Origin of the sequence: Myxococcus sp. MISCRS1 (assembly GCF_026626605.1) — a bacterium.
GTDB classification, from domain to species: domain Bacteria; phylum Myxococcota; class Myxococcia; order Myxococcales; family Myxococcaceae; genus Myxococcus; species Myxococcus fulvus.
The window spans coordinates 1,465,759-1,491,999 of sequence record NZ_JAPNKB010000001.1; the positions used below are offsets into that span (position 1 = coordinate 1,465,759).

17 protein-coding genes are annotated in these 26,241 nt (G+C 71.2%); 14 read left to right on the forward strand and 3 right to left on the reverse strand.

Features of this window, described 5'->3' with window-relative positions:
• Nucleotide 1: 1 nt before the first annotated feature.
• The 13 genes from OWM54_RS05650 (at nt 2) to OWM54_RS05710 (ending at nt 21,502) form a co-directional block, all read left to right on the forward strand.
• On the forward strand, nt 2-3,136 hold the full coding sequence (locus OWM54_RS05650; RefSeq protein ID WP_267696823.1) for an efflux RND transporter permease subunit: 3,135 nt from the start codon (nt 2-4) through the stop codon (nt 3,134-3,136).
• Between the two features lie 375 nt (nt 3,137-3,511).
• Nucleotides 3,512-5,884 carry a DNA gyrase/topoisomerase IV subunit A gene (locus OWM54_RS05655; RefSeq protein ID WP_267696825.1) on the forward strand — a complete coding sequence of 791 codons (2,373 nt, stop codon included), beginning with the start codon at nt 3,512-3,514 and terminating at the stop codon, nt 5,882-5,884.
• Between the two features lie 12 nt (nt 5,885-5,896).
• Entirely contained in the window at nt 5,897-7,828 is a 1,932-nt protein-coding gene (locus OWM54_RS05660; RefSeq protein ID WP_223746623.1) for a DNA gyrase/topoisomerase IV subunit B, read from the forward strand.
• A 104-nt stretch (nt 7,829-7,932) separates the two neighbouring features.
• The gene (locus OWM54_RS05665) at nt 7,933-9,456 is read left to right on the forward strand and encodes a PEGA domain-containing protein (protein ID WP_267696827.1); all 1,524 of its coding nucleotides are present in this window, start codon (nt 7,933-7,935) and stop codon (nt 9,454-9,456) included.
• 56 nt (nt 9,457-9,512) lie between these two features.
• The gene (locus tag OWM54_RS05670) at nt 9,513-10,724 is read left to right on the forward strand and encodes a PEGA domain-containing protein (protein ID WP_267696829.1); all 1,212 of its coding nucleotides are present in this window, start codon (nt 9,513-9,515) and stop codon (nt 10,722-10,724) included.
• Nucleotides 10,725-10,772: 48 nt separating this feature from the next.
• Nucleotides 10,773-13,250 (forward strand): signal peptide peptidase SppA, encoded by a 2,478-nt coding sequence (gene sppA / locus OWM54_RS05675; protein WP_267696831.1) that lies wholly within the window; start codon nt 10,773-10,775, stop codon nt 13,248-13,250.
• Nucleotides 13,251-13,512: 262 nt separating this feature from the next.
• Nucleotides 13,513-15,075, forward strand: coding sequence for a transcription termination factor Rho (gene rho, locus OWM54_RS05680; protein WP_267696832.1), 1,563 nt, complete (start codon nt 13,513-13,515; stop codon nt 15,073-15,075).
• A gap of 51 nt (nt 15,076-15,126) precedes the next feature.
• On the forward strand, nt 15,127-15,396 hold the full coding sequence (locus OWM54_RS05685; RefSeq protein ID WP_141323038.1) for a hypothetical protein: 270 nt from the start codon (nt 15,127-15,129) through the stop codon (nt 15,394-15,396).
• A gap of 3 nt (nt 15,397-15,399) precedes the next feature.
• Nucleotides 15,400-17,283, forward strand: a complete 1,884-nt coding sequence (locus OWM54_RS05690; RefSeq protein ID WP_267696833.1) for a DUF4129 domain-containing protein — start codon at nt 15,400-15,402, stop codon at nt 17,281-17,283.
• A gap of 89 nt (nt 17,284-17,372) precedes the next feature.
• Nucleotides 17,373-18,656: a DUF4350 domain-containing protein gene (locus tag OWM54_RS05695; RefSeq protein ID WP_267696834.1), complete on the forward strand. Its 1,284-nt coding sequence runs from the start codon at nt 17,373-17,375 to the stop codon at nt 18,654-18,656.
• Complete coding sequence (locus OWM54_RS05700) at nt 18,653-19,651, forward strand: AAA family ATPase (protein ID WP_267696836.1); 999 nt, start codon at nt 18,653-18,655, stop codon at nt 19,649-19,651. The genes OWM54_RS05695 and OWM54_RS05700 overlap by 4 nt, the downstream gene beginning before the upstream one ends.
• Nucleotides 19,648-20,955 (forward strand): DUF58 domain-containing protein, encoded by a 1,308-nt coding sequence (locus OWM54_RS05705; protein ID WP_267696838.1) that lies wholly within the window; start codon nt 19,648-19,650, stop codon nt 20,953-20,955. The genes OWM54_RS05700 and OWM54_RS05705 overlap by 4 nt, the downstream gene beginning before the upstream one ends.
• 7 nt (nt 20,956-20,962) lie before the next feature.
• On the forward strand, nt 20,963-21,502 hold the full coding sequence (locus OWM54_RS05710; protein ID WP_223746614.1) for a GNAT family N-acetyltransferase: 540 nt from the start codon (nt 20,963-20,965) through the stop codon (nt 21,500-21,502).
• On the opposite strand, the gene OWM54_RS05715 is transcribed toward OWM54_RS05710, so the two are convergent.
• A complete protein-coding gene (locus tag OWM54_RS05715) occupies nt 21,459-21,899 on the reverse strand; it encodes an inorganic diphosphatase (protein WP_267696839.1) in 441 nt (146 codons plus the stop codon). The genes OWM54_RS05710 and OWM54_RS05715 overlap by 44 nt on opposite strands.
• Nucleotides 21,900-21,938: 39 nt before the next feature.
• On the reverse strand, nt 21,939-22,955 hold the full coding sequence (locus OWM54_RS05720) for a stage II sporulation protein M (RefSeq protein ID WP_267696841.1): 1,017 nt from the start codon (nt 22,953-22,955) through the stop codon (nt 21,939-21,941).
• Between the two features lie 132 nt (nt 22,956-23,087).
• On the opposite strand from OWM54_RS05720, the gene OWM54_RS05725 reads away from it, so the two are divergent.
• Nucleotides 23,088-24,539, forward strand: coding sequence for a hypothetical protein (locus tag OWM54_RS05725; protein WP_223746611.1), 1,452 nt, complete (start codon nt 23,088-23,090; stop codon nt 24,537-24,539).
• A gap of 114 nt (nt 24,540-24,653) precedes the next feature.
• Here OWM54_RS05725 and OWM54_RS05730 read toward each other — a convergent pair whose 3' ends face one another.
• Nucleotides 24,654-26,213: a bifunctional metallophosphatase/5'-nucleotidase gene (locus tag OWM54_RS05730; RefSeq protein WP_223746610.1), complete on the reverse strand. Its 1,560-nt coding sequence runs from the start codon at nt 26,211-26,213 to the stop codon at nt 24,654-24,656.
• Between the last annotated feature and the right edge of the window lie 28 nt (nt 26,214-26,241).

The following is a 26,241-nucleotide window of genomic DNA, read 5'->3' on the forward strand; positions in this document are numbered from 1 at the left end:
CATGCTCACGCGCATCATCGATGGGTCACTGGAGCACCGTGGCGCGGTGCTGGTCGGCACCGTGGCGCTCGTCATCTCGGGGCTGCTCGCGTTCCGGGCCTTGCCCCTCGATGCCTTCCCCGACACGACCCCCACGCAGGTGCAGGTCAACACGGTGGCGCCCGCGCTCTCGCCCGTCGAGGTGGAGCGGCAGCTCACCATTCCGCTCGAGCAGCAGCTCGCGGGACTGCCGCAGCTGGAAGAACTGCGCTCCATCTCCAAGTTCGGGCTGTCGCAGGTGACGCTCCAGTTCCGCGACGGCACGGATGTGTGGTTCGCGCGGCAGCAGGTCTCGGAGCGGATGGGCCGCGTGAAGATGCCTCCGGGAATCGAGGCCCCCACGCTCGGGCCCGTGGCGACGGGGCTGGGCGAGGTCTTCCACTACCTGGTCAAGAGCAGGAGCCGGAGCCTGGAGGAGCTGCGCACGCTGCACGACTGGGTCATCGCGCCCCAGCTGCGCGCGGTGCCCGGCGTGGCCGAGGTGAATGCGTGGGGAGGCCACGAGAAGCAGTGGCACGTGGTCGTGGAGCCGCAGCGACTCCGACAGTTCGACCTGTCGCTGGGCGACGTGTACCGGGCCCTGGAGGCGAACAACGCGAACGTGGGCGGCGGCATGGTGGAGCGCGGTGGTGGAGCGAGCCTGGTGCTCGGCATCGGTGTGCTGGAGGATGGCCGGGCCGTGGGCGACGTGGTGGTGGCCGCGCGAGACGGCGTGCCCGTGCGCGTGCGCGACGTGGCCCAGGTGGAGGTGGGGCACGAGATTCGTCGAGGCGCGACCACCGCGGACGGCGAGGGTGAGGTCGTCCTGGGCCTGGGCTTCATGCTCCTGGGCGAGAGCTCGCACGTGGTGACACGGGCGCTCGCTCGGCGCATGGACGAGGTGAAGCAGCGCCTGCCCGACGATGTGCAGGTGGACGTCGTCTACGAGCGCACGGAGCTGGTGGACCTGGTGCTGCGCACGGTGCGCACCAACCTGCTCGAAGGCGCGCTGCTGGTCATCGCCGTCCTCTTCCTCTTCCTGGGCAACTGGCGCGCGGGGCTCATCGTCGCCTCCGCCATTCCCCTGTCCCTGCTGTTCGCCTTCAGCGGCATGCTGCGCTTCGGCATCGCCGGCACCCTCATGTCCCTGGGCGCCATCGACTTCGGGCTGGTGGTGGACTCGTCTGTCATCCTCGTGGAGAACGCGGAGCGGCACCTGGAGGGGGCCCGCGACGGACGGAGCCTGAAACAGGTGGTGCGGGACGCGGCCGTGGAGGTCCGCAAGCCCACGCTCTTCGGTGAGCTCATCATCATGGTGGTGTACCTGCCCGTGCTCGCATTGGAGGGCGTGGAGGGGCGGCTGTTCCGTCCCATGGCGCTCACCGTCATCCTGGCCCTGCTGGGCAGCGTGCTGCTGTCGATGACGTTGATGCCGGTGCTCGCGTCGTTCGCGTTGGAGCGAGGCAAACGAGGACACCCCGAGCCGCGCCTCGTGCGCTGGCTGCAGCGGGGCTACCGGCCGCTGCTGGAGTGGAGCGTGTCCCATGCGCGCACGGTCCTCATCGTGGCGGGGCTGCTGGTGGTGGGCACGGGGCTGGCGGCCACGGGGCTCGGTCGCGAGTTCGTCCCGAGGCTGTCCGAGGGAACCCTCGTCATCAACACCGTGCGCCTGGCCGAGGTGTCCCTCACCGAGTCGGTGCGCTACGGCGGGCAGGTGGAGAAGGTGCTCCGGAGCCGGTTCCCCGACGAGGTGGCGCGCGTGTGGACCCGCACCGGGACGGCCGAGGTGGCGACGGACCCGATGGGCATCGAGCTGTCCGACGTGTTCGTCACGCTCCATCCCCGCGAGCAGTGGAAGCGCGCCGCGACGCAGGAGGAGCTGGTGGCGGAGATGAAGGCGGAGCTGGCGGACCTGCCCGGCATGCGCATGGCGTTCCTCCAGCCCATCGAGATGCGCGTCAATGAGATGATCGCCGGCGTGCGTGGGGACGTGGGCATCAAGCTGTTCGGCGATGACCTGGACGTGCTCAAGGCCAAGGCGCGCGAGCTGGAAGCGCTGGTGCGCGCGGTCCCCGGCGCCACGGACGTGACGCTGGAGCAGCTCACAGGTCAGCCCGTGCTGGAGGTCAGCGTGGACCGGGCCGCCATCGCGCGGCATGGCATCGCCGCGCGCGAGGTGCTCGACGTGGTGGAGGCGGTGGGCACCCGCGTGGTGGGCGAGGTCCGCGAGGGCGAGCGCCGCTTCGACCTGGCGGTGCGGCTGGCCGAGGCGTACCGCAATGAGCCCGCGAGGCTGGCCACCGTGCCCGTCACGGCGCCCGGAGGCGAACGCGTACCCCTGGGGCGACTGGCGACGATTCGCGAGGTGTCCGGCCCCACCACCCTGCAGCGCGAGTGGGGTCAGCGGCGCATCGTCATCCAGGCCAACGTGAGCGACGGAGACCTGGGCGGCTTCGTCGCCAACGTGCGCGACACGCTGGCGAAGGTGGAGCTGCCGCCGGGCTACCACCTCCGCTACGGCGGCCAGTTCCAGAACCTGGAGCGGGCCCAGGCACGGCTGGCCATCGTGGTGCCCATCGCGCTGGGACTCATCCTCGTGCTCCTCCACCTCACGTACCGTCGCTGGGTGGACACGCTGCGAATCTTCGCGGGCGTCCCCTTCGCGCTGATGGGTGGCGTGCTGGCGCTGCTCGCGCGCGGGCTGCCGTTCTCCATCTCCGCCGCGGTGGGCTTCATCGCCGTCAGCGGCGTGTCCGTGCTCGGGGACATGGTGCTGGTGTCCCGGCTGCGGCAGCTGCTCGGCCAGGGACGCGCGCTCCCGGAAGCCCTGCGCGAGGCCGCCGTCTCCCGACTGCGTCCGGTGCTGATGACGGCCTCGGTGGCGGCGCTCGGCTTCCTCCCCATGGCACTCAACACGGGCATCGGCGCGGAGGTCCAACGACCGCTGGCCACCGTGGTGGTGGGCGGCGTCCTGTCCTCCACCCTGCTGACGCTGCTGGTGCTCCCGGCGCTCTACTCGGTGCTCGGCGCAGGCCGGGGAGGCCGCCACGGAGGCGAGCGGACGCCCACCACCGAGCACCTTCCGAACCCGGAAGAGCAGACCCGCGCCGTGTCCTGACGAAGGCCCGTGACACGGCGCATCAAGGGGCGGCCGGGCAGCCGAACGGTCCCTGGGCGCCCTCCCCCCCGGGGTCCAAAGCCTCCCTCGCCGGCCCATCCTACCCGCACCCACCGTCCCGCCCGCCGGGGAGTCTCGCGTGCCCCGGCCGCCGGAATTTCAGGGGGTTACAGAGATGTTCCACTCGGAGGCAGGACTGCACGGAGATTCAGGTGGGACGCCTCGGAGTACGTGCAACCCCCCGAATTCGTTCCCTTTGTCAGGGGGGCATGGTAGTCCCGCCGCTTTGTTGAAGATTTCAGAGTCCATGGCGCGGAGTGCGCGAGTCACGCACCGCGTTCGGGTACGAGACGTTCTCACCTGGGTTCGAAGAGCATGCGCGCAGAAGGCGAATTGAAGACGCGAAAGAAGCAGGGAGGCTCCGGCGGCGGGGGTGGTGCCGCGGGTGCCGGTGGTGGGGGTGATGGGTTCGTCCCGGCCTCGCTGGCCGACGAGGCGCGTCGCCGGTACATCAACTACGCCCTGTCGGTCATCACCTCGCGCGCCCTGCCGGACGTGCGCGACGGCCTCAAGCCCGTGCAGCGCCGCATCCTGTACGGCATGTGGAACGACCTGAACCTGTCGTTCGACACGAAGTACCAGAAGTGCGCCCAGGTCGTCGGCGCCATCATGGGTCGCTACCACCCGCACGGCGACGCCTCCATCTACGACGCGCTCGTGCGCATGGCGCAGGACTTCTCCCTGCGCTACCCGCTGGTGGACGGCCACGGCAACTTCGGCTCGCTGGACGGCGACTCCGCCGCCGCCTACCGCTACACCGAGTGCCGCCTGGACAAGCTCGCCACCGAGATGCTCGGGGAGCTCGAGCGCAAGACGGTGGACTTCCGGCCCACCTACGACGGCACCCGCAACGAGCCCATCGTCATCCCCGCACGCGTGCCCCAGCTGCTGATGAACGGCACCACGGGCATCGCCGTGGGCATGGCGACCAACATCCCGCCCCACCACCTGGGCGAGTTGGTGGACGCGCTCGTGGCCCTCATCGAGACCCCGACGCTGCTCACCAAGGACCTGCTCAAGTGGGTCAAGGGACCGGACTTCCCCACCGGCGGGCAGATCCTCAACGACAAGAAGGAGCTGCGGGAGATCTACGAGACGGGCCAAGGCAGCGTCCGCATCCGTGGCGAGTGGGACACCGAGGAGCTCAAGCGCGGCGGGACGCAGATCATCATCACGTCCATCCCGTACACGGTGAACAAGTCCACCCTGGTCTCGAAGATCGGCGACCTGGTGCGCGAGCGGAAGCTGCCGCTCATCGTGGACGTGCGCGACGAGTCCACCAAGGACGTGCGCATCGTCCTGGAGCTCAAGAAGGACGCCAACGCCGAGCTGGTGATGGCGTACCTCTACAAGCACACGCCGCTGCAGACGACGTTCGGCGTGAACCTGACGTGTCTGGTCCCCAGCGAGGACAACCCGGAGGTCGGCACGCCGCGCCGGCTCAACCTCAAGGACATCCTCCAGCACTTCCTGGACTTCCGCTTCGCCGTCGTCACGCGCCGCTTCCAGCACGAGCTGGGCGAGCTGCAGAAGCGCGTGCACCTGCTCGAGGGCTTCGAGAAGGCCTACGACGCGCTGGATGAGATCATCCGCATCATCCGCCAGTCCGAGGGCAAGCAGGACGCGGCCCAGAAGCTGATGAAGCGCTTCCAGCTGGACGAGCTCCAGGTGGACGCCATCCTGGAGATGAAGCTCTACAAGCTGGCCCGCCTGGAGATCCTGGTCGTCCAGAAGGAGCTCAAGGAGAAGCGCGCGGAGATCAAGCGCATCGAGGGCATCCTCAAGGACAAGAAGAAGGTCTGGGCCACCGTCAAGGACGAGCTCGGGGAGATCAAGGGCCAGTACAACGACAAGCGCCGCACGAAGATCGGCGGCGCGGGCTCCGAGGAGGTGGAGTTCAACGCGGACGCGTTCATCGCGGACGAGGACGCCCACGTGGTCCTCACCCGCGACGGCTGGGTCAAGCGCGTACGCGAGGTGAAGGACCCGTCCTCCACCCGTCTGCGCGAGGGCGACGCGGTGATGGCGGTGCTGGCCGGCAGCCTCAAGGCCAACCTGGTGCTGTTCAGCAACTTCGGCACCGCGTACGTCACCCGCTTCAACGACATCCCGGCGTCCACCGGCTACGGCGACCCGGTGCAGAAGCTGTTCAAGTTCGACGACGGCGAGCGCGTGGTGGCCGCCTGGTCGCTGGACGCCCGGCTCGAGGCCCCGACGAAGCTGGTCGGCGTGACGAAGCAGGGCATGGGCATGCGCTTCCTCCTGGAGCCGCACCTGGAGGTCTCCACGCGCGCCGGCCGTCGCTACGCGAAGACGGGCGAGGGCGATGAGATCATCGGCGTGCGCGAGGCGGGAGAGAAGGACCTGCTCGCGGTGCTGACCAAGAAGACCAACGCCCTGGTGTGCAAGGTGGCAGAGGTCAATGAGCTGGCCGGCCCCGGCAAGGGCGTCACCGTCATCAAGGTGGATGACGATGACCAGGTGGTGGAGTTCCTGGTCAGCGCGCCCAACCAGAAGGACGCGAAGATCGATTTCGACACGCAGAAGGGCCGCAAGCTGCAGCTCGCTCCCGCCAAGTACGGGGTGACGGGCCGCGGCGGCAAGGGCCACGAGATGTCCAAGCGCGACGCGGTGGAGGACGTGGCCCGGCCCGTCGTCTTCATCCCGTTGCCCGAGAAGAAGGATTAGCCAGAGGACGCCATGGCGACGAAGAAGGAAAGCTACACAGGCGCGGACATCCAGGTCCTCGAGGGCCTGGAGCCGGTGCGCAAGCGCCCGGCCATGTACATCGGCGGCACCGACAGCACCGGTTATCACCACCTGCTGTGGGAGATCCTCGACAACTCGGTGGACGAGGTCATCAACAGCCACGCCACCACCGTCGAGGTCGTGCTCCACAAGGATGGCCGCAGCATCACCGTGGTGGACAACGGGCGCGGCATCCCCGTGGACATCATGCCCAAGCTCAAGAAGCCCGCCGTGGAGGTCATCCTCACGACGCTGCACGCGGGCGGCAAGTTCGAGCAGGGCAACTACATCCACTCCGGCGGTCTGCACGGCGTGGGCAGCTCGGTGGTCAACGCGCTCGCGCGCAAGCTGACGATTGAAATCAAGCGCGACGGCAAGAAGTACGTCCAGACGTACGCGCGCGGCAAGGCCACCAGCCAGCTGAAGGTGGACGGCGCCGCCCGCGGCACCGGCACCTCCATCACCTTCGAGCCGGACCCGGAGATCTTCGGCGAGAAGCTGAAGTTCGACGCGGAGCTGGTGCGCGAGCGGCTGGAGGCCAAGAGCTACCTGCACAAGGGGATGACGGTCATCTGGAAGGATGAGACCGCCAGCCCCGCGACGTCCGTCACGTACAAGCACGACGGCGGCATCGCCGAGTACCTCACCAAGGTGGTGGCCGAGCGGCAGAAGCCCCTGGTGCCGGCGGGCAGCGCCACGTTCTACCACTCGCGCGACAACGGCGTGCGGCTGGAGGCGTCGCTGGGCTGGACGGAGGCCACCGACGAGCACATCCGCTCGTACGTCAACGGCATCCCCACCAACATGGGCGGCACCCACGAGGCGGGCCTGCGCGGCGCCGTCGTCAAGGCGGTGCGCAACTACATCGAAACGCACGACCTGACGCCCAAGGGCGTGTCGCTCACCGCGGAGGACATCCGCGAGGGAATCACCGCGATTCTGTCCGTCTACGTGGTGGAGCCGCAGTTCCAGGGGCAGACGAAGTCGCGGCTGAACAACCCCGAGGTGACGGCCCAGGTGGACGGCGTGCTGCGTCCGGCCCTGGAGAAGTGGCTCAACGACAACAAGAGCGTCGCCGAGGCGGTGGTGGCCCGCATCATCCTGGCCGCCCGCGCCCGCGAGGCCAGCCGCGCCGCGTCCCAGGCCGTCAGCCGCAAGACGGCCGTCAGCCACCGGCTCAACCTGCCGGGCAAGCTGGCGGACTGCTCGTCCACGGACCCCAACGTCAGCGAGCTGTTCCTGGTGGAGGGTGACTCCGCAGGCGGCTCCGCCAAGCAGGGCCGGGACAGGCGCACCCAGGCCATCCTCCCCTTGCGCGGCAAGGTGCTCAACGCGGAGCAGGCGTCCACGGACAAGGTGGCCGGCAACAAGGAGCTCCAGGACATCGTCAGCGCGCTGGGCTGCGGCATCGGCGCGGACTTCGACATCTCCAAGCTGAGATACGGCCGCGTGTTCCTGCTGATGGACGCCGACAGCGACGGCCACCACATCGCCACGCTGCTGCTCACCTTCTTCTACCGCCACCTGCGCCCGCTCATCGAGAGCGGCGCCATCCACATCGCCCAGCCGCCCCTGTTCCGCGTGGACATCGGCAAGGAGACGTACTGGGCGCTGGACGAGGCGGACCGCGACCGCATCATCCGCGAGAAGGTCAAGGGCAACGCCAAGCCCAACATCATGCGGTTCAAGGGTCTGGGCGAGATGACGGCCGACGAGCTCAAGCAGACCACCCTGGACGTGAAGAACCGGATGAGCCTGCGGGTCACCATCGACAACCCCATCGAGACGGACCGCGTCATCAATGACCTGATGGGCCGGGACGTGAGCGCCCGCTTCCGGTTCATCATGGAGCGCGCCGGCGAGGTCGAGGCGCTGGACGTCTAGCCATCCGTCATCCTGCCGCGAGTCCCCGCCACCCCGGGTGTTGCCCCGAGGGCCGAGGCGGGGGCTCGTGACGGCCCTTTCTAGCTCGGCTAGATTCCGACGCCGTGAACACCTTTCGCCGACTCGCCCTGCTGCTCACGCTGCTGTTGGCCGTCCTCCCCGCCCACGCCCAGACGACGCGCAAGAAGGCCGCGCGCAAGAAGGCCACCCCTTCCAGCAAGGTGGTGAAGGCGAAGAAGAAGAAGCCCGGCATCAAGGGCCAGAAGAGCCCGGTCACCGCCGAGCCGACGGACGTCCAGGACGTCGAGTCGCCGCAGCCGCTCGTCTTCGGTGAGCCCGAGCAGCCCACGCCCCCGGCGAAGCCCGTCGGCACGGACAAGCCCACGGTGGCCACGCCCGTGCCGCCTCCGGCGACGAAGCCCCACGAGCCCGTCAATCCCAACGCGCGGCCCTCGCTGGCGAACACCCCCGCGGTGGCGTCCGGCACGGTGGCGCTGTTCTCGGTGGCCCGCACGCCGGCCGCCTCCGACGCCGCTGCCCGCCTGGAGGGGGAGCTGACGAGGCACCTGCAGCGCGGCGGGGACATCCCGTTCGTGGACCTGGGCACGGCCTTCCCTCCCCCGGAGCCGACGCCGCTGACGCAGGCGGATGGCCTCTACGACGAGGGCCGGGCCGCGTACGACAACCTGGACCCGGAGGCCGCGGAGACGAAGTTCCGCGCCGCCGCGGAGGCGTACGAGAAGTCCCCCGGCGACTTCCGCCCGGAGCGGCTGGGTGAGACGTACCTCTTCCTGGGCGCCGCCAGGCTGCTCAACGGCGACGCCGCGGGCGCGAAGGCGGCGTTCGTGCGCGCCGCGGTAGCCGAGCCCTCCACCCGTCCGGACAAGGCGCTCTTCGGACAGGACGTGCAGAAGGCCTTCGAGGACGCCCGCGCGGAGGTGGGCGCGCGCCCCGCCGGCACGCTGGTGGTGGAGTCCAAGCCCGCGGGCGCCAAGGTGAGCGTGCGGGGCCAGGAGCTGGGAGTGACGCCGCTGAGGGGCGTGACGGTCCCCGCCGGCCACCACGCCGTGGTGGTGACGCTGCCGGGCCACACGCCCCACGCCGAGTACACGGAGGTGAAGTCCGGCGCGAGCGCGCAGGTGAAGGCGGAGCTCAGCCCCGGGCCGGGACTGACGGCCATCCGCGACGCCTCCGTGCGCGCAGGTTCCCAGGCCGCCTTCGACAGCGAGACCTTGCCGCCGGACACCGCCGCCATCGCCGACCGGCTGGACGCGCGCTACGTGGTGGTGGCCGCCGTGTCGCAGGACAAGAAGGGCCGGCTCAAGGCGGAGCTCCAGGCGTGGGACGTGCGCACCCAGGCGCGGCTGCGCGGCGTGGACATCGACCTGTCGGGCCGCGAGCGCGACCAGAGCCCGGAGGCCGCCGCCCAGCAGGCGCGCGACTTCATCCAGGGCGCCATCTCCCCGCGCGTCGCCGAGAGCGGCGCGTCCGGCCAGTCCCTGCTCAAGCGGCCCTGGTTCTGGGCCGTCGTCGGAGGCGCCGCGGCCGTCACGGCGGGCGCCGTCTTCGTGGCGACCCAGGACAAGGGCCGCCCGTTCAACCCCATCACCGGAGGAACAGGCTTCTGAGCTCCGGGTTGAATGACGGTTCGCCCGCTCGCGTCGCTCGTTTCTGAGGTTACCCCATGAGAGCCCTCGTCCTCGCCCTGCTTCCCTCGCTCGCCCTGGCGGCGTCCCCCGCACCCGCGCGGCGCGCCACCAGCCTCCTCATCCCCATGGACCCCGCGGCCGAGTCCGGCAGCGTGAAGATGGAGGGCTACATGAACGAGGCGCTGGGGAACTTCGCCGGGTTCACCGTCCGCAAGTCCGAGGAGATCTTCGGCCTGCCCGCCGACCCCAACGCCCAGTCCGCGATGGAGCGCGCGCGCAAGGGCTACTCGGAGAGCGCCGCCGCCTTCGACAAGAAGGAGTACGACGACGCGGAGACGAAGGTGCGCGCCACGCTCAAGGAGCTGCAGAACGCTCCGGCGGCCATGCGCGGCTGCTCGCCTCTGTGCGAGTCGCTGGCGCTGTACGCGGCGCTGTTGCACCTGCGCGGTGACGTGGAGGAGGCGAAGCTGGTCCTCATCGACCTCATCGCCGTGTCCCCCACCTTCGAGCTCAACCCCAAGCGCTTCAGCCGGGACTTCATCGCCCTGCGCGTGCAGGTGGCCACCGGGCGCACCTCCCAGCTGCGCGGCAGCGCCACGGTGAAGTCGCGCCCCGCCGGCGCCCGCGTCTACGTGGACGGGGAGATGGCCGGGTACACGCCGGTGACGATTCCCGCGCTGACGGTGGGCAAGCACCTGCTGCGCGTCGAGCGGCCCGGCTTCCGCCAGTACGGCCAGCTCATGGAGGTGACGCCGGATGACGTGGAGGTGAGCACGGAGCTGGTGCCCACGGCCGCGTACAAGGCCTATGACGCGCAGCTGGACCGGGTGGCCAGCGAGGTGTCGCGCGGCATCAGCCAGGCCAACGGCGTCGCGGGGCTGGGCAAGTCGCTGGGCCTGGAGCGGGCCATGGTGGGCACGGTGAGGAGCCACGGCGAGGGCACCGAGCTCATCCTGGGCTACTACGACCTGCGCAACGGCCGGAAGCTGGGCGGCCGGCGCGTGGTGCTCCAGGGCGACGAGTTCGGTCAGCTCAAGTCGGAGATGGAGCGCATGGTGAATCAGCTGGTGAACACCAGCGAGGGCGGCGGGGAGAAGGTGGTGCGCAGCTCGGATCCGCTCGACAACCGGGGCGGCACCGAGGACTGGGGCGCCGAGGACCGCGGCGGCCGGACGCGCAAGCAGGAGAAGACGAAGAAGCCCGGGGATGATCCGCTCGACGGGGTGTCTGGAACCGAGGACTGGTGACACGAGGCGCTTGTCCCCGGACGGGCGATGCCTAGAGTCCGGGGCTCTATGCGCCTGCTCGCCCTCCTGCTGCTCCCGTCGCTCGCGCTCGCCCAGACGAGCTCCATCGTCCAGGCCCCCCTGCCCTCACGGGGGCTGACGTTGCCACCCACCGGCGCCGCGCTGGTGGACGAAGCCACGGCCCTGTCGCTCAACCCCGCGGGCCTGGGCTTCGTGCGCTCCGGTCAGCTGTTCTACCTGCACGAGCGCAACCTCGAGCAGGACAGCACCGCCGACGGCGTCTTCCTGGGCGCGAAGCTGTTGGGCCTGGGCCTGGGCGCGTCGATGGAGTGGATGCGCCCCCGCCACGGGCCGGACTACCGGCGCACGTCGCTGGGCCTGTCCCTGGGGGCCCCCACGCTGCAGCTGGGCGCGTCCTGGCACACGTTCGGCTCGGACGACGAGGACGTGGACTCGCTGGACACCTTCGACGTGGGCCTCACCGCCCGGCCCGCCCGCTACCTGTCGCTGGCGGCGGTGGCCAGGAACCTCAACGCCCCACGGGAGGGCGCCTTCAAGATCGAGCGCGCGTACGACTTCGGCCTGGGCCTGCGCCCGCTGGGCGAGCGCTTCACCCTGGGCGTGGACTGGCTCTTCTCGGAGGGAGCCTTCCGCCAGGGGCAGGCCACGTACACGCTGCAGGCGGAGGTGATTCCGGGCCTGCGGCTGGGCGGCGGCGTGTCCCACGGCTTCGTCGACGCGGTGCCCCTGGCGCTCCAGCTGGCCGTCACGGTGGACACCGGCCACCTGGGCCTCACCTACGCGGCGGGCGGCGGGGAGAACGGCACGAACCACGTGGCGCAGGTGCGCCTGTCCACGGAGAACTACCGCTCGCTGCGGCCGCCCGGCGGCGTGGTGACGATGCTGGACCTCAACGACGTGCTGGCGGGCGGCGGCAGTCCGCTGTTGTCGCTCTTGGGCGTGAGCGAGGCGGACCCGTTCCTCCGGCTGTCGCGGTGGCTGGACCTGGCGGCGAAGGACGAGCGGCTGTCGGGCGTGGTGCTGAAGATGGAGGGCCTGCCCGGCGTGGACTGGGGCAAGGCGGAGGAGCTGCGCCAGGCGGTGCTGCGGCTGCGCGCGTCCGGCAAGCGGGTGATGGCGGTGCTGCTGTCGGCGGATGACCTGGGCTACTTCGTGGCGTCCGCCGCCGAGCGCGTCTACGCGCTCCCCGAGTCGTCGCTGCCCATCAACGGCCTGGCCGCGAGCCTGCAGACGTACGGCGGGACGATGCAGAAGCTGGGCGTGACGTGGGACGTGGCGCGGGTGGGCAAGTACAAGACGGCGCCCGAGCAGCTCACCCTCACCGAGCCGAGCGAGGCCTCGCGCGAGGTGGTGAACGCCTACCTGGACAACGAGGTGGCCTGGTACGAGCGCGCCGTCACCCAGGCTCGCAACGTGCCGGTGGAGAAGCTGCACGAGCTGTGGGCCGCGGGGCTGGCCACGCCGCAGCTGGCGCTGAAGCTGGGCTTCCTGGACGGCCTCATCCTTCCCTCGGAGCTGGACGGCAAGGTGCGCGAGCTGGTGCCGGGCGGGCGCTTCAGCGCCACGTACGCGCCGCGCGACGAGCGCGAGGGCCGCTGGGGCACGCGCCGCCGCGTCGCGGTGGTGCCGGTGCTGGGGACGATTGCCGGCGGCAAGAGCCGCGAGGACCCGCTGGGCTTCAGCCGCATCGCCGGGGCGGAGACGGTGGTGCGGGCGCTGGAGGCGGCGAAGTCGGACCCGTCCGTGGTGGCCATCGTGCTGCGCGTGGACTCGGGCGGCGGCGAGGTGCTGGCCTCGTACCTGATGTACCAGGCGGTGGTGGACGCGGCGAAGGTGAAGCCCGTCATCGCCTCCATGGGCGACGCGGCGGCCTCCGGCGGCTACTACGCGGCCATGGGCGCCACGGAGGTGCTCGCGCTGCCCACGACGATCACCGGCAGCATCGGCGTCTTCTACTTCAAGCCCGCGCTGGAGGGCCTGTTGGGCGAGAAGCTCGGCGTGAGCCAGCAGACCCTCTCGCGCTCGCCCATGGCGGACGTCTTCGGCATGTGGAAGGCGTGGACGCCCGAGCAGCAGGCCGCGGTGCAGCAGTGGGTGGACACGTCCTATGACATGTTCATCACCGAGGTCGCCAAGGTGCGCAAGAAGGACAAGGCGGAGGTGGACGCCGTGGCGCGCGGCCGGGTGTGGAGCGGCAACGACGCCCTGGCGCGCGGGCTGGTAGACCGGCTGGGCGGCCTGCAGGAGGCGGTGGAGTCGGCCCGCCGGCACGCGGGCGTCCCCGCGTCGGAGGAGCTGGACCTGGTGCTGATGGGCGAGGCGCGCGGCTTCTTCTCCAGCCTGGGTGGGGAGCCGGGCGTGCAGGCGGCGCTCGCCCTGCTGCCCGCTCCGGTGGAGCCCTTCCCGTCCGCCCTGCGGGAGCTGGCGCGACAGGCGGGCGTGGACCTGGAGATGCTGCGCCCGGGGATGAAGGCGATGATGCCCTTCACCCTCACCGTCCGCTGAGCAACCCCCAGGCGGGCCGCGGGGTCGGCCCGCCAACACCGGGTGAAAAAACCGGGAGCGCCGCGAGGCTCCTCTGTTAGTGTTGTCTCCGCACCCCGGTCGGCCTTGGGCCACCAGGGTGTTCCAGGGACCGGCGGTTCGGCCTTTCGCGTATCTCGAAGGCCCCGCGCCCGGCTTCCTGTCCCACAGCCTGAGTCACCCTGCGTCCCCCCGCCCTCCCCTCGGGATGGCCCGTGAGGGGCGCACACGGTCTGGAAACCTCATGAGCGAAAACTCCGATAACCGCGACCCCCGTGATGCCACCCCGCCGCCCGCGGCTGCCCGTCCCGTCCCTCCTCCCGAGGCGGATGACGACGGCGACGAAGGCGACGACGAGGGTGGCGACGAGGGCGAAGGCGGAGGCGCCTCCGCGTCGGGCGGCCAGCCCGGCCAGCCCGGTCAGCCCGGGGGACGCCGCCGCCGTCGGCGCCGTCGTCGTCGTGGCGCGCAGGTGCTCTTCACGCCGGAGGGTCAGGCGTACCGCATGACGGCGGGCCCGGACGGCCAGCAGGTCCAGGTCTTCCTGACGCCGCAGGAGCTGGAGCAGTACAAGCAGCGCCAGGCGCAGCAGCAGCAACAGCAGGGCCAGCAGCAGCCCCAGCAACAGCAGCAGCATCAGGGCCACGGCGGCGGCCAGCAGCATCAGCGCCAGCACCACGGCGGCCAGGGTCAGGCGCAGCAGCAGTCCAACCTGGCGCCGGTGGAGGGCGTGCTGGACACCGAGGTCAAGGGGCCCAACGCGTTCCTGCGCCAGCTCAAGCGCAACCTGCTGGCGGCGCCGGACGACCCGGAGCTGCCCAAGAACCTGGTGCAGAAGCTGCGGCTGCGTCAGGGCCAGTACCTGACGGCCTTCGCGCAGATGCGCGGCAACAAGGGCATCATCCAGAAGGTGGACACGGTGGACGGCCGCCCGCTGGAGGGCGTGTCCCGGCTGCCGCACTTCGCGGACCTGACGTCGGTGGACCCCACCGAGCGGCTCAAGCTGGAGAACGGTCACAAGGAGATGGTGACCCGGGTGCTGGACCTCATCTCGCCCATCGGCAAGGGACAGCGCGCGCTCATCGTCGCGCCCCCGAAGACGGGCAAGACCATCATGCTCCAGCGCATCGCCCAGGCGGTCATCTCCAACCACCCGGAGGCGCACGTCATGGTGGTGCTCATCGACGAGCGGCCCGAGGAAGTGACGGACATGCGCCGCAGCATCAAGGCGGAGGTGCTCGCGTCCAGCTCGGACCGGCCCACCGGGGACCACCTCAAGGTGGCGGAGCTGGCGCTGGAGCGCGCCCGGCGCCTGGTGGAGACGGGCAAGGACGTGGTCATCCTGCTGGACTCGATTACGCGTCTGGCGCGCGCCTTCAACAAGGAGGTCGACAACTCCGGCCGCACCATGTCCGGCGGCGTGGACAGCCGCGCGCTGGAGCGCCCCAAGCGCATCTTCGGCGCCGCGCGGGCGACCGAGGAGGCGGGCTCGCTCACCATCATCGGCACGGCGCTCATCGACACCGGCAGCCGCATGGACGAGGTCATCTTCGAGGAGTTCAAGGGCACGGGTAACTCCGAGGTCACCCTGGACCGCCTGCTCGCCGAGAAGCGCGTCTTCCCCGCGGTCAACATCGCCCAGTCCGGCACGCGCAAGGAGGAGAAGCTCTTCACCCAGCGCGAGTACGAGAAGGTGAAGAAGCTGCGGCAGATGCTCTTCGCGGTGAAGCCCGTGGAGGCGATGGAGGCCCTGGTGAAGCGGCTGTCGCGCTACACCTACAACGACGAGTTCCTCGACGAGCTCTGAGGGGTGCGCTGGGGGTGGTGTGGCGGGCCCGGCTCTGCTTAAGGTGGCGGCATGATTCAGGGCTCGGGCCGCTGCCACTACCACCCGGAGCGCGCCGGCCTCGGTGTCTGCGTGGAGTGCCGGCGGGTCATCTGCCGGGAGTGCACCACGCAGTTCGAGGGCATCAACCGCTGCGCGAGCTGCCTGGGGCGACGCCTCCAGGCGCTCGAGGGCCCCGCCGAGCGACGCGAGTGGACGGTCGGCAGCGGCCTGCTCGCCGTGGCGGGCCTGGGCCTCGTCTGGGGGGCGGTCTACATGACGCTCCACCTGGTGATGGGCTGAGCCATGGCCGTCTCCGCGCTCGAGTTGCGGCCCCGGAACGCCATCGCGGTGATGGACGCGGCGCTGCGCCTGTGCGCCCGGAGCACGGGCGTCTGGGCCCTCACGCTGCCGGGGGGAGCCGCCGTCATCGCGTCCGTGCTGTACCTGGCGGAGGCGGCGCGGATGGGGCACTCGCTGGTGCTGCCGTCGCTGGCGTTCACCCTGGCGTGGTTCATGCGGGGCGTGGGCCAGAGCGCCGCCGCGCACCATGTGCAGGCGGTGTTGCTGGGCCCGGCGGAGCCGACCACGTGGGCCTCGCTGCAGGCGGTGCTGGCGAGGCTGCCCTCGGTCTTCGTCGCGGTGGCGTACCTCTTCGTCTTCAACTGGCTGCTGTTCAACCTGACGCTGGGCATCGCGTTCTTCGTCGTGTCGGCGCAGAGCGTGGGCTACGCGGCGGTGATGGAGGGGCGCGGCTCGGTGCTGCGGCTGTACGGGCAGTGCTCGCGGCTCCTGGGCCCGGCGCGAGGCACGGCGCTGAAGGTGCGCTTCCTCATGTCCGTGCAGGTGCTGGTGTTCTTCAACCTGCACATCGGCCTGAACTTCCTGCTCATGATGGCGCGCAAGCTGTTGGGCGTGGACCTGACGTTCGCGGAGCGTTACGCCTCGCTGGACAACATGCCGTGGCTGCTGTTCCTGGCCGCCCTCACCTTCACGCTGTTCGAGCCCGTGCGCGCCGCGGCGGCCACGCTGCTGCTCGTCGACGGGCGCGTGCGGCAGGAGGGGTTGGACCTGCTGGCCGCGGCGCAGCAACTGCCCCCGCGCTCCACGGGCAAGCCCCTGGGACAGCGGAGCGCGGCGATGCTCGCGGTGGTGTTGGGGCTGGGGCTGCTGATGGGCACGCCAGCACGGGCGCAGGAGGACGCGCTTCGCGCGCCCGTGACGTCGAGCCGCGAGGCCGTGCGTCGGCTGGGTCAGGTGGCCACGGTGTGCGAGGGCGCGGGTCCGGAGGAGGACGCGCGCTTCGAGAAGCTGGGGGCGCTGGGGACGGGTGAGCGCGGCAAGCTGGACCGGCTGGTGCGCGCGGTGGAGCGGCAGGCCTACGACGACGAGGACTGTGACTCGGCGCTGGGCACGCTGGAGCAGGGGCTGGAGCAGGGCTCGCGGACGGTGCAGGCGGCCGTGGATGCGCGACAGGCCTCGGCGCGGGCGCGGGACATCCTGGCGCGGCCGGAGTTCGCGGTGGCGCCGCCGGTGGAGAAGGCCGCCGAGGAGCCCCCGGAGCCGACCCAGCCTCCCGGCTGGTGGCGCCGCTTCACGACCTGGCTGGGGGAGTTCCTCAAGAAGCTCTTCGAGCGGGACGAGGCGCCGCCCACGCGGAACTTCACGCCGCCCGTCGTGTCCGGTGGCGCCGTGGCCAACACGCTGGTGGTGGTCATCGCGACGCTGACGGTGGCGGTGCTGCTGTATGTGCTCTGGAGCGCACTGAAGAAGAACGTGCGCCGCAAGGCGGGCGAGGGGCTGGAGGTGTCCACCCTGGACGCCTCGACGCTCGCGGGGGACGCGGGCCATGCGCTGTCGCGTCCGCCGGAGGGCTGGGCGCAGCTCGCGGACGAGCTGGCCGCGAAGGGCGAGTATCGCGAGGCGGTGCGCAGCCTCTACCTGGCGCTGCTGTCCCGACTGCACCGCGACGGCGCGATCCTCTACGACGTGACGCTGTCCAACTGGGACTACCTGAGCCAGTTCAAGGGGCGCATGGAGTGGAAGCCCCGCTTCCGGGAGCTGACGCTGCGCTTCGACTTCGCGTGGTACGGCAACACGCCGGTGGGAAGCAGCGGCTACCAGGAGTTCCGCGCCCTCAGCGCGCCGATGCTCGCCGCCCCCACGCCCCAGGAGGCCGCCGGTGCGTGACCGCCGCCTCGAGCTGATGGTGGGCCATGGGGTGCTCGCCGTGGTCAGTACGCCGATGCGCACCGCGCTCCCTCGCCAGGAGGCCACCGGTGCGTGACCGCCTCCCCTTGCTCGCGGTGGGCGGTCTGGTGCTCACCGTGGTGCTCGGTTCGATGCTGATCTCAAGCGCGCGTCGTGGCGAGTTCGCCGACACGCTGTCCACCTACCGCGCGCAGGAAGATGGCGCGCGCGCGCTGTACCTCCTGGCGGAGGAGAGCGGCCTGCCGGTGACTCGCCGCATGGCGGACCTGCGCATCGGCACGACGGGCTCGACGACGCCGGTGCTGCTCGCGGTGGAGGTGCAGGGCGCTCGCGAGGATGACCTGGAGCAGACGCAGCTCGCCGCCGAGCCGGACGCCGGTCTGGGTGACGAGGACGTGCCGCGCACGGGCTTCAACACCTTCCGCGCCAGCGCACTCGACGACCGCGAGGTGACGGAGCTGCTCACGCACGTGTCCGCGGGCGGCTCCGCCGTCTACGTCCCCTGGGGTTCGCGGGAGAACCCGCTGCTCGACGCCTTGAGCGTGAAGCTCATCAAGGCCGACACGACGCTGCCCATGCGCACGCTGGTGCCCCCCTTCCCCTCCCCCTACACGCTCGGCGTGGAGCGGGTGGAGGTGAAGGTGCAGGCGTACCTGGAGCTGCCGACGACCGCGGTGCCGGTCCTCGAGGACGAGCGCCTGGGACGCATGGTGGCGGCGGTGGTGCCTCACGGCCAGGGCCGGGTGCTGGTGCTGGGCGCACCGGAGCTGGCGATGAACGTGGCGCTGTCGCGCGCGGACAACGCGCAGTTCTGGCTCTCCGCCCTGGCGGCGCTGGGCCCCGGCCCGTACGAGTTCGACGAGTTCCACCACGGCTTCACCAACGAGCGCTCCGTCGTCGACTTCGCGCGCCGCTACGGCCTGCACTTCGCGGTGCTCCAGCTGCTCGCGGGCGTGGCGCTGTGGTCCGTGGCGCTCAAGCGCTTCGGCCGCCCCCGCCCTCCGCCCGAGTCCGTGCGCGTGGGCGCCACCGATGCCCTGTTCGCCATGGCGCGGCTGTACCGCGAGGGGCGCCACCACGGCTTCGCGGCGAAGCTGGTCGCCCGAGGGCTCACCCAGGAGTTCGCGCTGCACGCGGGCCTGCCCGCGCACGCGGCGCCCAAGGCCGTCTCGGAGGCGCTGCAGGAGCGCGGCCGGGAGGACCTCGCGCGCGGCCTGCGCGAAGTGGTCGGCCGGGCCGACACGGTGAACAACGACTCCGACCTCCAGCAGCTCACCGCGCGAGCGGCCACGCTGCGGCAAGGTCTCCACCCCGCCGGCCAGGTCCGGCGCAGCACTTCCGGTACCCCATGAACGCGAACGACCCCGCCTCCCCGCTCGTCCAGACCGGCTCCGCCGTGCAGGCCGCCCATGCCATCCGCGAGGGCGTGCTGCGCGAGGTGCGCAAGGCCGTGGTGGGCCAGGACGAGGTGCTGGAGCTGATGCTCTGCGGCCTCATCGCCGGCGGCCACGTGCTGCTGGAGGGCGTGCCCGGCGTGGCCAAGACGCTGATGGCCAAGGCGCTCGCGCGCAGCATCGGCTCCGACTTCAAGCGCATCCAGTTCACCCCGGACCTGATGCCCGCGGACATCCTGGGCACCAGCGTGTTCGACTTGAAGTCCCAGGGCTTCGTGCTCGTGAAGGGCCCCATCTTCACGGACCTGCTGCTGGCCGATGAAATCAACCGCGCCCCGGCCAAGACGCAGTCCGCGCTGCTGGAGGCCATGCAGGAGCGCGGCGTCTCGCTCGAGGGCCGAAACCTGCCGCTGTCCCCCCTCTTCACGGTGTTCGCCACGCAGAACCCGGTGGAGTCGGAGGGCACGTACCCGCTGCCCGAGGCGCAGTTGGACCGCTTCCTCCTGAAGATCGACGTGGGCTACCCCGCGCCCGAGGAGGAGGACGCCATCCTCGCCTCCGTGCACCGCGGCTTCGACGCCGGTGATTTGTCGCGCGCGGGCGTGCGCCCGGCGGTGACCAAGGAGGGCCTCCTGGGCGCGCGCGCCGCGCTCAACGAGGTCAACGTGGAGCCGCCGGTGCTGGGATACATCCGCAAGCTGGTGGCGGCGACGCGGACCTCCAGTCGCATCCGCCTGGGCGCGGGTCCTCGCGCCGGCGTGCACCTCTTGCTCGCGTCCAAGGCGCTGGCCGCGCTGCGCGGGCGCAACTTCGTCACGCCGGACGACGTGCGCTTCCTCGCGGGCCCCGTGCTGAAGCACCGGCTGCTGCTGTCGCCGGACGCGGAGCTGGACGGAGCCACGCCGTCGGACGTGCTGCGCGAGGTGGTGCAGGCGGTGGAGGTCCCCCGGTGATTCCCACCGGGCGCCTCTGGGCGCTGTTCGCGCTGCTGGCCGTGCCCATGATGGCCGCGGGGTTCTTCCCGGGCCTGGGCGGCGCCGTGCTGGCGTTGGACGCGCTGGCCCTGGCGCTCGCCGTGCTGGACTTCCTGTGGGCGCGCGCGGTGCGGCTGGAGGTCCGGCGCGTGTTGCCGCAGCGGCTCAACGTGGGCGTGCCCAACAAGGTGGAGCTGCGGCTGGTTCACCGGGGCGGCCGGATGGCGCGGGTGCGCGTCAAGGACGGCGTGCCGGAGTCCTTCACCGCCGTGCCCGACGAGGCCACGCTGGAGCTGCCCCCGGACAGCGAGACGCGCTGGGTGTACCGGGTGACGCCCGCCCGGCGCGGCCGCTTCGACTTCACGGAGGTGACCGCGCGGGTGTCGGGCCCGCTGGGGCTCGTCCTCCACGAGCGCGTGTTCCCCACCACGCAGACCCTCTCCGTATACCCGGACCTGCGAGGCGCCAGCCGGCTGCTCCTGTCCGGCGCCGCGCTGGACCTGGTGAACCTGGGCCTGCGGCAACTTCGCCGTGACGGGCGCGGCAGTGAGTTCGCGCGACTGCGCGACTACGCGCAGGGAGACAGCGCGCGCGACGTGGACTGGAAGGCCACGGCCCGTCGCGGACGGCCGGTGACGCGGGTGCTGGAGTCGGAGCGCTCGCAGTCCATCCTCATCTGCGTGGACGCGGGCCGCTCCATGGCCGCGCAGGTGGACGGGCTCACCAAGCTGGACCACGCGGTGAACGCCGCGCTCTTCCTCGCCTTCGTCGCCGTGCGCAACGGAGACCGGGTGGGGCTCGCCGTCTTCGCGGATGGCGTGAAGACGTACCTGCCGCCCGCGGCGGGGCGCACGCAGTACCGGAAGATGGTGGACGCGCTCTACTCCACGACGCCCAGCCTCACGTACGTGGACTACCTCGCCCTCTTCAAGGAGCTGAACGTCCGCCTCACCCGGCGCAGCCTGCTGTGCGTCTTCACGGACTTCCTCGACGAGGAGCAGGCGTCCACCATGGTGGCCCCGCTCCACCGGCTCGCGCGGCGGCACGTGCCCCTGTGCCTGTCGGTCAAGGACACCGCGCTGCAGAAGCTCCTGCGCACGCCGCCTCCGGGCCCCGAGGAGTCTTTCCAGCACGCCGTGGCCTCGGAGCTGCTCACGGACCGCGAGGTGCTCAAGGCGCGCGTGAGCCAGGGTGGCGTGCAGATGCTCGACGTGCAGCCGGATGACCTGAGCCTCGCGGCCGTCAACCGCTACCTCGACATCAAGGCCCGGGGCGTCCTCTAACCCCGACATGCACCCGCTCTTTCAATCCGGCGACGTCGCCGCGCACCGCATCGGCGACGCCGAGGCCGAGCGCTTCCAGCCGCTGATGGAGCGCTGCGAGGACTTCTTCCGTCTGTGCTACGGCCGCCCCGCGCGTGCGGACGAGGCCCTTCGACTCACCCTGGAGCGTCCTCCTGGCGTGACGCCCGAGGAGGGGCACCTGCTCGCCCTCGTGGACCCGACGGGCGCGTGGGTGGGCCTCTTCGAGGGGCTCCAGGACTTCCCGACGCGAGGCGAGGCGTACCTCGGCCTGCTGCTCCTGGAGCCCGGGGCGCGGGGACACGGGCTGGGCGCGGGGTTGCTCGCGGGCTACGAGGACTGGCTGCGCGCCTCGGGCCAGCACGTGCTGCGCGTGGGCGTGGCCGAGCCCAACCCGGCGGCGCTGCGCTTCTGGACGCGCGAGGGCTTCCAGCCGGAGACGTGGGTGGGGCCGATGGCGCTGGGCGAGCTGAGCTACCGCGTCCTCAGGATGCGGAAGACACTGACGGAACCGGCAGCCACCCCGTGAAGCGGGTGTCGGTGTCGTTGCCGCGCACCAGGTGCAGGCCCCGCTTGAAGAGCGCGTAGACGCGGAAGAAGGACTCCAGTCCCGCGCGCTCGGCGGCGCTCATCGGGGCCGCGCCGCAAATCACCTTCGGGTCGCCCTTGCCTGAGTCGACGAAGCCGAGCACACCCACCACCGGCAGCCGCACCCGCTGCCCGCGAGCGAGCCGCGCGCCCAGCACCACCGCGTCGAGCGGGTCCCCATCATCCGCCACGAGCCCCGGGATGCTGCCGTAGTTGTACGGACACGGCACCGGCGACACGAAGTCCACCGAGCCATCCGCCCGCCGCTTCACGAACGAGAAGCGGGGGCACTCGATGAGGACCTCGGGCAGGGGTGGCAGCGGGGGCAGGAGCAGCACCCGCCCCGTGTAGCACGGCCCCGTCGCCCACGATGCCCGTCAGGACGCCGGGGGAGCGTCCGGGCCCGGCCCGGCCGGGTGGGAGTCTCGGAGCCAGTCCGAGAACAGGTACGCATAGACGCCCGAGCCCACCACCAGGGCGAACGTCACCTTGAAGGCCACCGACAGCTTGGGCGGATGGATCTGCGACACGGTGCCCTCGATGAAGCCCGCGAGCACGAACAGCGCGAGCGTCCCGAACAGCAGCTTCACCGCCGTCACCGCCTCCAGGCGCAGCGCCTGTCCCCGGGTGAGACCCTTGGGGGCCACCAGCCCGCGCGCGATGACGAGCCCCGCCGCGCCCGCGATGCAGATGGCCGTCACCTCGGGGATGCCGTGCGGGAGGATCCACGCCCAGAACCAGCCGGCCATGCCCTTCGCCGCGTACACCTGCGCCAGCGCCCCCAGAAACAGTCCATTGACGAACAGCATGATGGCCGTGCCCAACCCCAGCGTCACGCCCAGGGCGAAGGCCAGGAAGGCCACCTGGATGTTGTGCGTGAAGAGGTACGACGAGAAATGGGCCTGCTGGTCGGCCGTCATCCCCTCGCCCTTCGCCTCGTCGGCGGCGCGCTGGACGGGGTCCAGGTCCAGGTGCTCGGCGGGCACCAGGTAGTGCGCCGCCTCCGGGTCCACCAGCATCCCCAGGTAGCCGAAGCCCCCGCCCGCGAGGAACAGCAGCACCGCGGCGAGGTACATGCGCACCTCGCGGTGGAAGAGCGCCGGGAAGCCCCGGGCCACGAAGCCCCACACGTCCGCGAACCGGGGACGCCGCCCCGGGTAGGTCAGCGCATAGGCCCGGCCCACCAAATCATTGAGGTACGCGCTCACGTCCGCCGAGCCGCTGCGCGCCCGGACCCAGAGCAGGTCGCTCGACACGGCGCGGTAGAGCTTCCCCAGCGTCCGCGCGTCCTCCAGGCTCAGGCCCCGGAGGCCCCGGGTCTCCGACTGGTCCAGCAGCCGTTCGAGCTTCTCCCAGCGAGGCCGGCGCGACGCGATGAACTCCGCCATCTCCATGCCGACACTCTAGCCCAGTGGGGAGGGATGCCCACCCTGCCCTACGGGCGTCAGTTGTGGGAAAACAGGAACATGACGTGTCGGCTGGCGTTGCTGGGGTGCCTTCTGGCCTGTGTGACGGGGTGCAGCTCCATGCGAGCACTGTGCCCCCTCGAGGGCGGCCGCCCCTGGGTGGAGGTGAAGAGCCCGCACTTCACCGTCCGCACGAACCTGGACGCGGAGACGTCCGCCGAGGCCGCGCGGGAGCTGGAGCTGATGCGCCAGGGCCTGCTGCAGGCCTGGGGCGGCAGCTTCGACCCGCCGGGCACGGTGGAGGTCATCGTCCTGCGCAACCGCCGGGAGCTCTCCGAGTTCACCCAGGTCAGCATCGAGGGCTTCTCCGCGACGATGGCCGAGGGCCCCGTGCTGGTGATGGCGGGCCACAGCTACGCGCTCAGCGAGGAGGGCGCGGACATCTCCACGCAGGCCCACGAGCTGACGCACTACCTCTCCCAGTTCGCGCTGGTGCGTCAGCCCCGCTGGCTGTCCGAGGGGCTGGCCACCTACCTGGAGACCATCGCCCTCAAGCCGGAGAAGCAGGAGGTGGTGCTGGGGGCGAAGCACGGCCCCTTCCTGGACATCGCCCGGCGCCAGGGCTGGCGCACGCTGGACGAGCTGTGGGAGTGGGACCGCCGCGGGCCGATGAGCAGCGCCGAGTCCCAGCAGTACTACGTGTCCGCGTGGCTCTGGGTGCACTTCTTCATCAGCCAGCACGCCGAGCGCTTCGAGCGCTTCCAGAAGCGGCTGATGGGCGGGGAGGACCCGCGCGTCGCCTGGGATGCGGCGTTCCACGGCGTGAAGGACCTGGCCGGACAGGTCCACGCCTACGCCCTGGGCACGGTGCCCATGCGCTCCCCGACCATCACCGCGCCGCTGCTGCCCGTCTCCGGGGACATCGACATCCGGCCCCTGGAGCCCGCGGAGGTGCACGCCATCCGCGCGCGCCTCTTCCTGATGACGCCGGGAGGCGCCACCCCCGAGGAGCGGCTGGAGAAGGCCGAGTTCGAGATGGCCCAGGCGCTGAAGGAGGACCCGGGCAACCTCACCGTGGCCCTGCTGCGCATCCGCAACACGGCCGAGCCGGAGGAGCAACTGGAGCTCGCGAGGGAGCTGGTGGGCCGCAGGCCCGAGAGCGGCAGGGCGTGGGACGCGCTCGCCCAGGCGCTGGATGCCGCGGGCTACGCGACGGAGGAACAGGAGGCCGCGAGGCTGCGCGCGGTGGAGTTGATTCCCGACAACGTCGCCGCGCAGGAGGGGCTCGCCCGCTACTACGCGCGCACGGCCCAGCCCGAGCGGGGACTGGCGGCGGCGCAGCGGGCCCTCGCCCTGGCGCCGGGGAACGCGAGCGTGCTGGACACGTACTCCACCATCCTCTTCCAGCTCGGCCGGTGCCAGGAGGCGCTCGCCACGCAGCAGCTCGCGGTGGAGGTCCTCTACGAGGGCACGCCGGTGCGGCTGAGCCAGACGGTGCACGACACGCTGGCCCGCTATGAGGCCGTGTGCGGCGCCGCACCTTCGGCGACCTCGCCCATCGGCGGCGAGTAGCCGCGCAGCCCAGGCCCCCGGGGCCACGTCCCCTGGGGCCCGCAACGACGAAGCGCCGGAGGAGCCCAGGTGGGAGCTCGTCCGGCGCCTCGTGAAGCCGCGCGTGGGCGCGGGTTACTTCAGCTGCTTCTCCAGCGGCTTCTTCTCGTTGGAGTCGAGCTGCTTGGTCCAGTCCACCACGGGCGTCTGCCACGCCATGCCCGTCTCGGTGGGCTCGGGGGCCAGCTTCTCGAACTCGAAGCCGTCACCGCCGAAGTACAGGTATTCGACGGTGGCGACCGTGTACTCCTTCGCGGGGTCCAGCGCCTTGCCCTTGGCGTCCTTGAACTTGCCCTTGCCCGCGGCGGTGAAGCCGGAGATGAGCGCGTTGGGGTTGGCCAGCTGCTTGGCCAGGTCCTCGCCCTTGAGCTTCACGACGAGCAGCGAGTTCTCGAACGGCATCACCGTGTAGATGCTGCCGCGAGTCACCGGGCCCGCCGGCAGGTCGCCGCGGATGCCGCCCTTGTTGAGGATGGCCGCGTCGGTGCCGAGCGACTCGCGCACCGCGCCCGCGACCCACTTCGCCATCTGCGGCGAGGCCTGGGGGATGCCCGTCTTGGTGAAGCCGATCTGCTGGCCCAGCACCTCGTCGAGCTGCGCCTTCCACTTGGCGACCAGCTGCGCGGTCTCGGCGTCGGGCGTGCCACCGGCCACGTCGACGAGCTTGCCCTCGAACTGGGTGACCTTCTCGCCCGCGGGCTTCGCCGGGTCGAAGGTGATGTGCGCGCGCAGGTACTTGGAGAAGCCGCGGTCCAGCGACGCGAAGATGGTGCCGTTCTCCTTCGAGTACACCTGCGCGGGGCAGCGGCCGCCGGCCACGAGCGCAAGCTTCCACTCGGGGTGCTTGGCGACCACCGGCTGAAGCTCGGTGACGCACGTGTCGGCCACGACGACGACGGTGTCCGCGCCGGCCTTGCGGGCCTCGGGGACGGCGCTGGCGAGCGCCTCCTCGTAACCGGTGACCTCGAGCCCGTCGGCGCGGCCGGCCATCGCCGTGCGCACGGTCTTCTCGGAGGCCAGGCCCACCACGCCGATCTTCAGGCCGCGACGGTCGAACACCTGGAACGCGGGCAGGGACATGTCACCCGCGAGCGCCGGGTCCTTCACGCGCAGGTTGGCGGCGAGGAAGGGGAAGCCGCCGGAGGCGCGGTTCTTGAGGAAGGCCTCCTTGCCGAACGCCAGCTCGTGGTTGCCCATGGCGGAGGCGGCGTAGCCCATGCGGCCCATGACCTCGGCCGTGGGGGCGCCCAGGAAGAAGGACGACAGGGCGGGCCCGTTCCAGTGGTCACCGGTGGCGAGCGCCAGGGTGCCCGAGTCCGCGCACGTGGCCTGGCCATCCTTCACGGGGCCCGGACAGTGCTTCTCGTTGTTCACCCATTGCCCGAGCAGCTCGGCGGCGCCGCCCTTGCCCTCGACGGGCTGGAGCTGGCCGAAGGTGCCGCCGGTGACCAGCAGCGTGACCTCGCTGGGCACCGCGGGCTTCGCGGGAGCGGCGTCCGGCTGTTCGGTGGCGGGCGCGGCGGGGGGAGGACTGCTCTTCTCGCAGCCGGCCAGAGCGCCGAGCGCGAGGACCAGCACGCCAGACAGGCGCGACTGGCGGGAGGGACGGAAGCGATAGCAGGGGGTCGAGTTCACAGCAGCGCCGTTTAGCACAACTCCGGAC

Bases quoted from the DNA above. Each gene is read 5' to 3' on its own strand.
- OWM54_RS05650 (WP_267696823.1), top strand. From the start codon at position 2: ATGCTCACGCGCATCATCGATGGGTCACTGGAGCACCGTGGCGCGGTG.
- OWM54_RS05655 (WP_267696825.1), top strand. From the start codon at position 3,512: ATGCGCGCAGAAGGCGAATTGAAGACGCGAAAGAAGCAGGGAGGCTCC.
- OWM54_RS05660 (WP_223746623.1), top strand. From the start codon at position 5,897: ATGGCGACGAAGAAGGAAAGCTACACAGGCGCGGACATCCAGGTCCTC.
- OWM54_RS05670 (WP_267696829.1), top strand. From the start codon at position 9,513: ATGAGAGCCCTCGTCCTCGCCCTGCTTCCCTCGCTCGCCCTGGCGGCG.
- sppA (WP_267696831.1), top strand. From the start codon at position 10,773: ATGCGCCTGCTCGCCCTCCTGCTGCTCCCGTCGCTCGCGCTCGCCCAG.
- rho (WP_267696832.1), top strand. From the start codon at position 13,513: ATGAGCGAAAACTCCGATAACCGCGACCCCCGTGATGCCACCCCGCCG.
- OWM54_RS05685 (WP_141323038.1), top strand. From the start codon at position 15,127: ATGATTCAGGGCTCGGGCCGCTGCCACTACCACCCGGAGCGCGCCGGC.
- OWM54_RS05690 (WP_267696833.1), top strand. From the start codon at position 15,400: ATGGCCGTCTCCGCGCTCGAGTTGCGGCCCCGGAACGCCATCGCGGTG.
- OWM54_RS05700 (WP_267696836.1), top strand. From the start codon at position 18,653: ATGAACGCGAACGACCCCGCCTCCCCGCTCGTCCAGACCGGCTCCGCC.
- OWM54_RS05710 (WP_223746614.1), top strand. From the start codon at position 20,963: ATGCACCCGCTCTTTCAATCCGGCGACGTCGCCGCGCACCGCATCGGC.
- OWM54_RS05720 (WP_267696841.1), bottom strand. From the start codon at position 22,955: ATGGAGATGGCGGAGTTCATCGCGTCGCGCCGGCCTCGCTGGGAGAAG.
- OWM54_RS05725 (WP_223746611.1), top strand. From the start codon at position 23,088: ATGCGAGCACTGTGCCCCCTCGAGGGCGGCCGCCCCTGGGTGGAGGTG.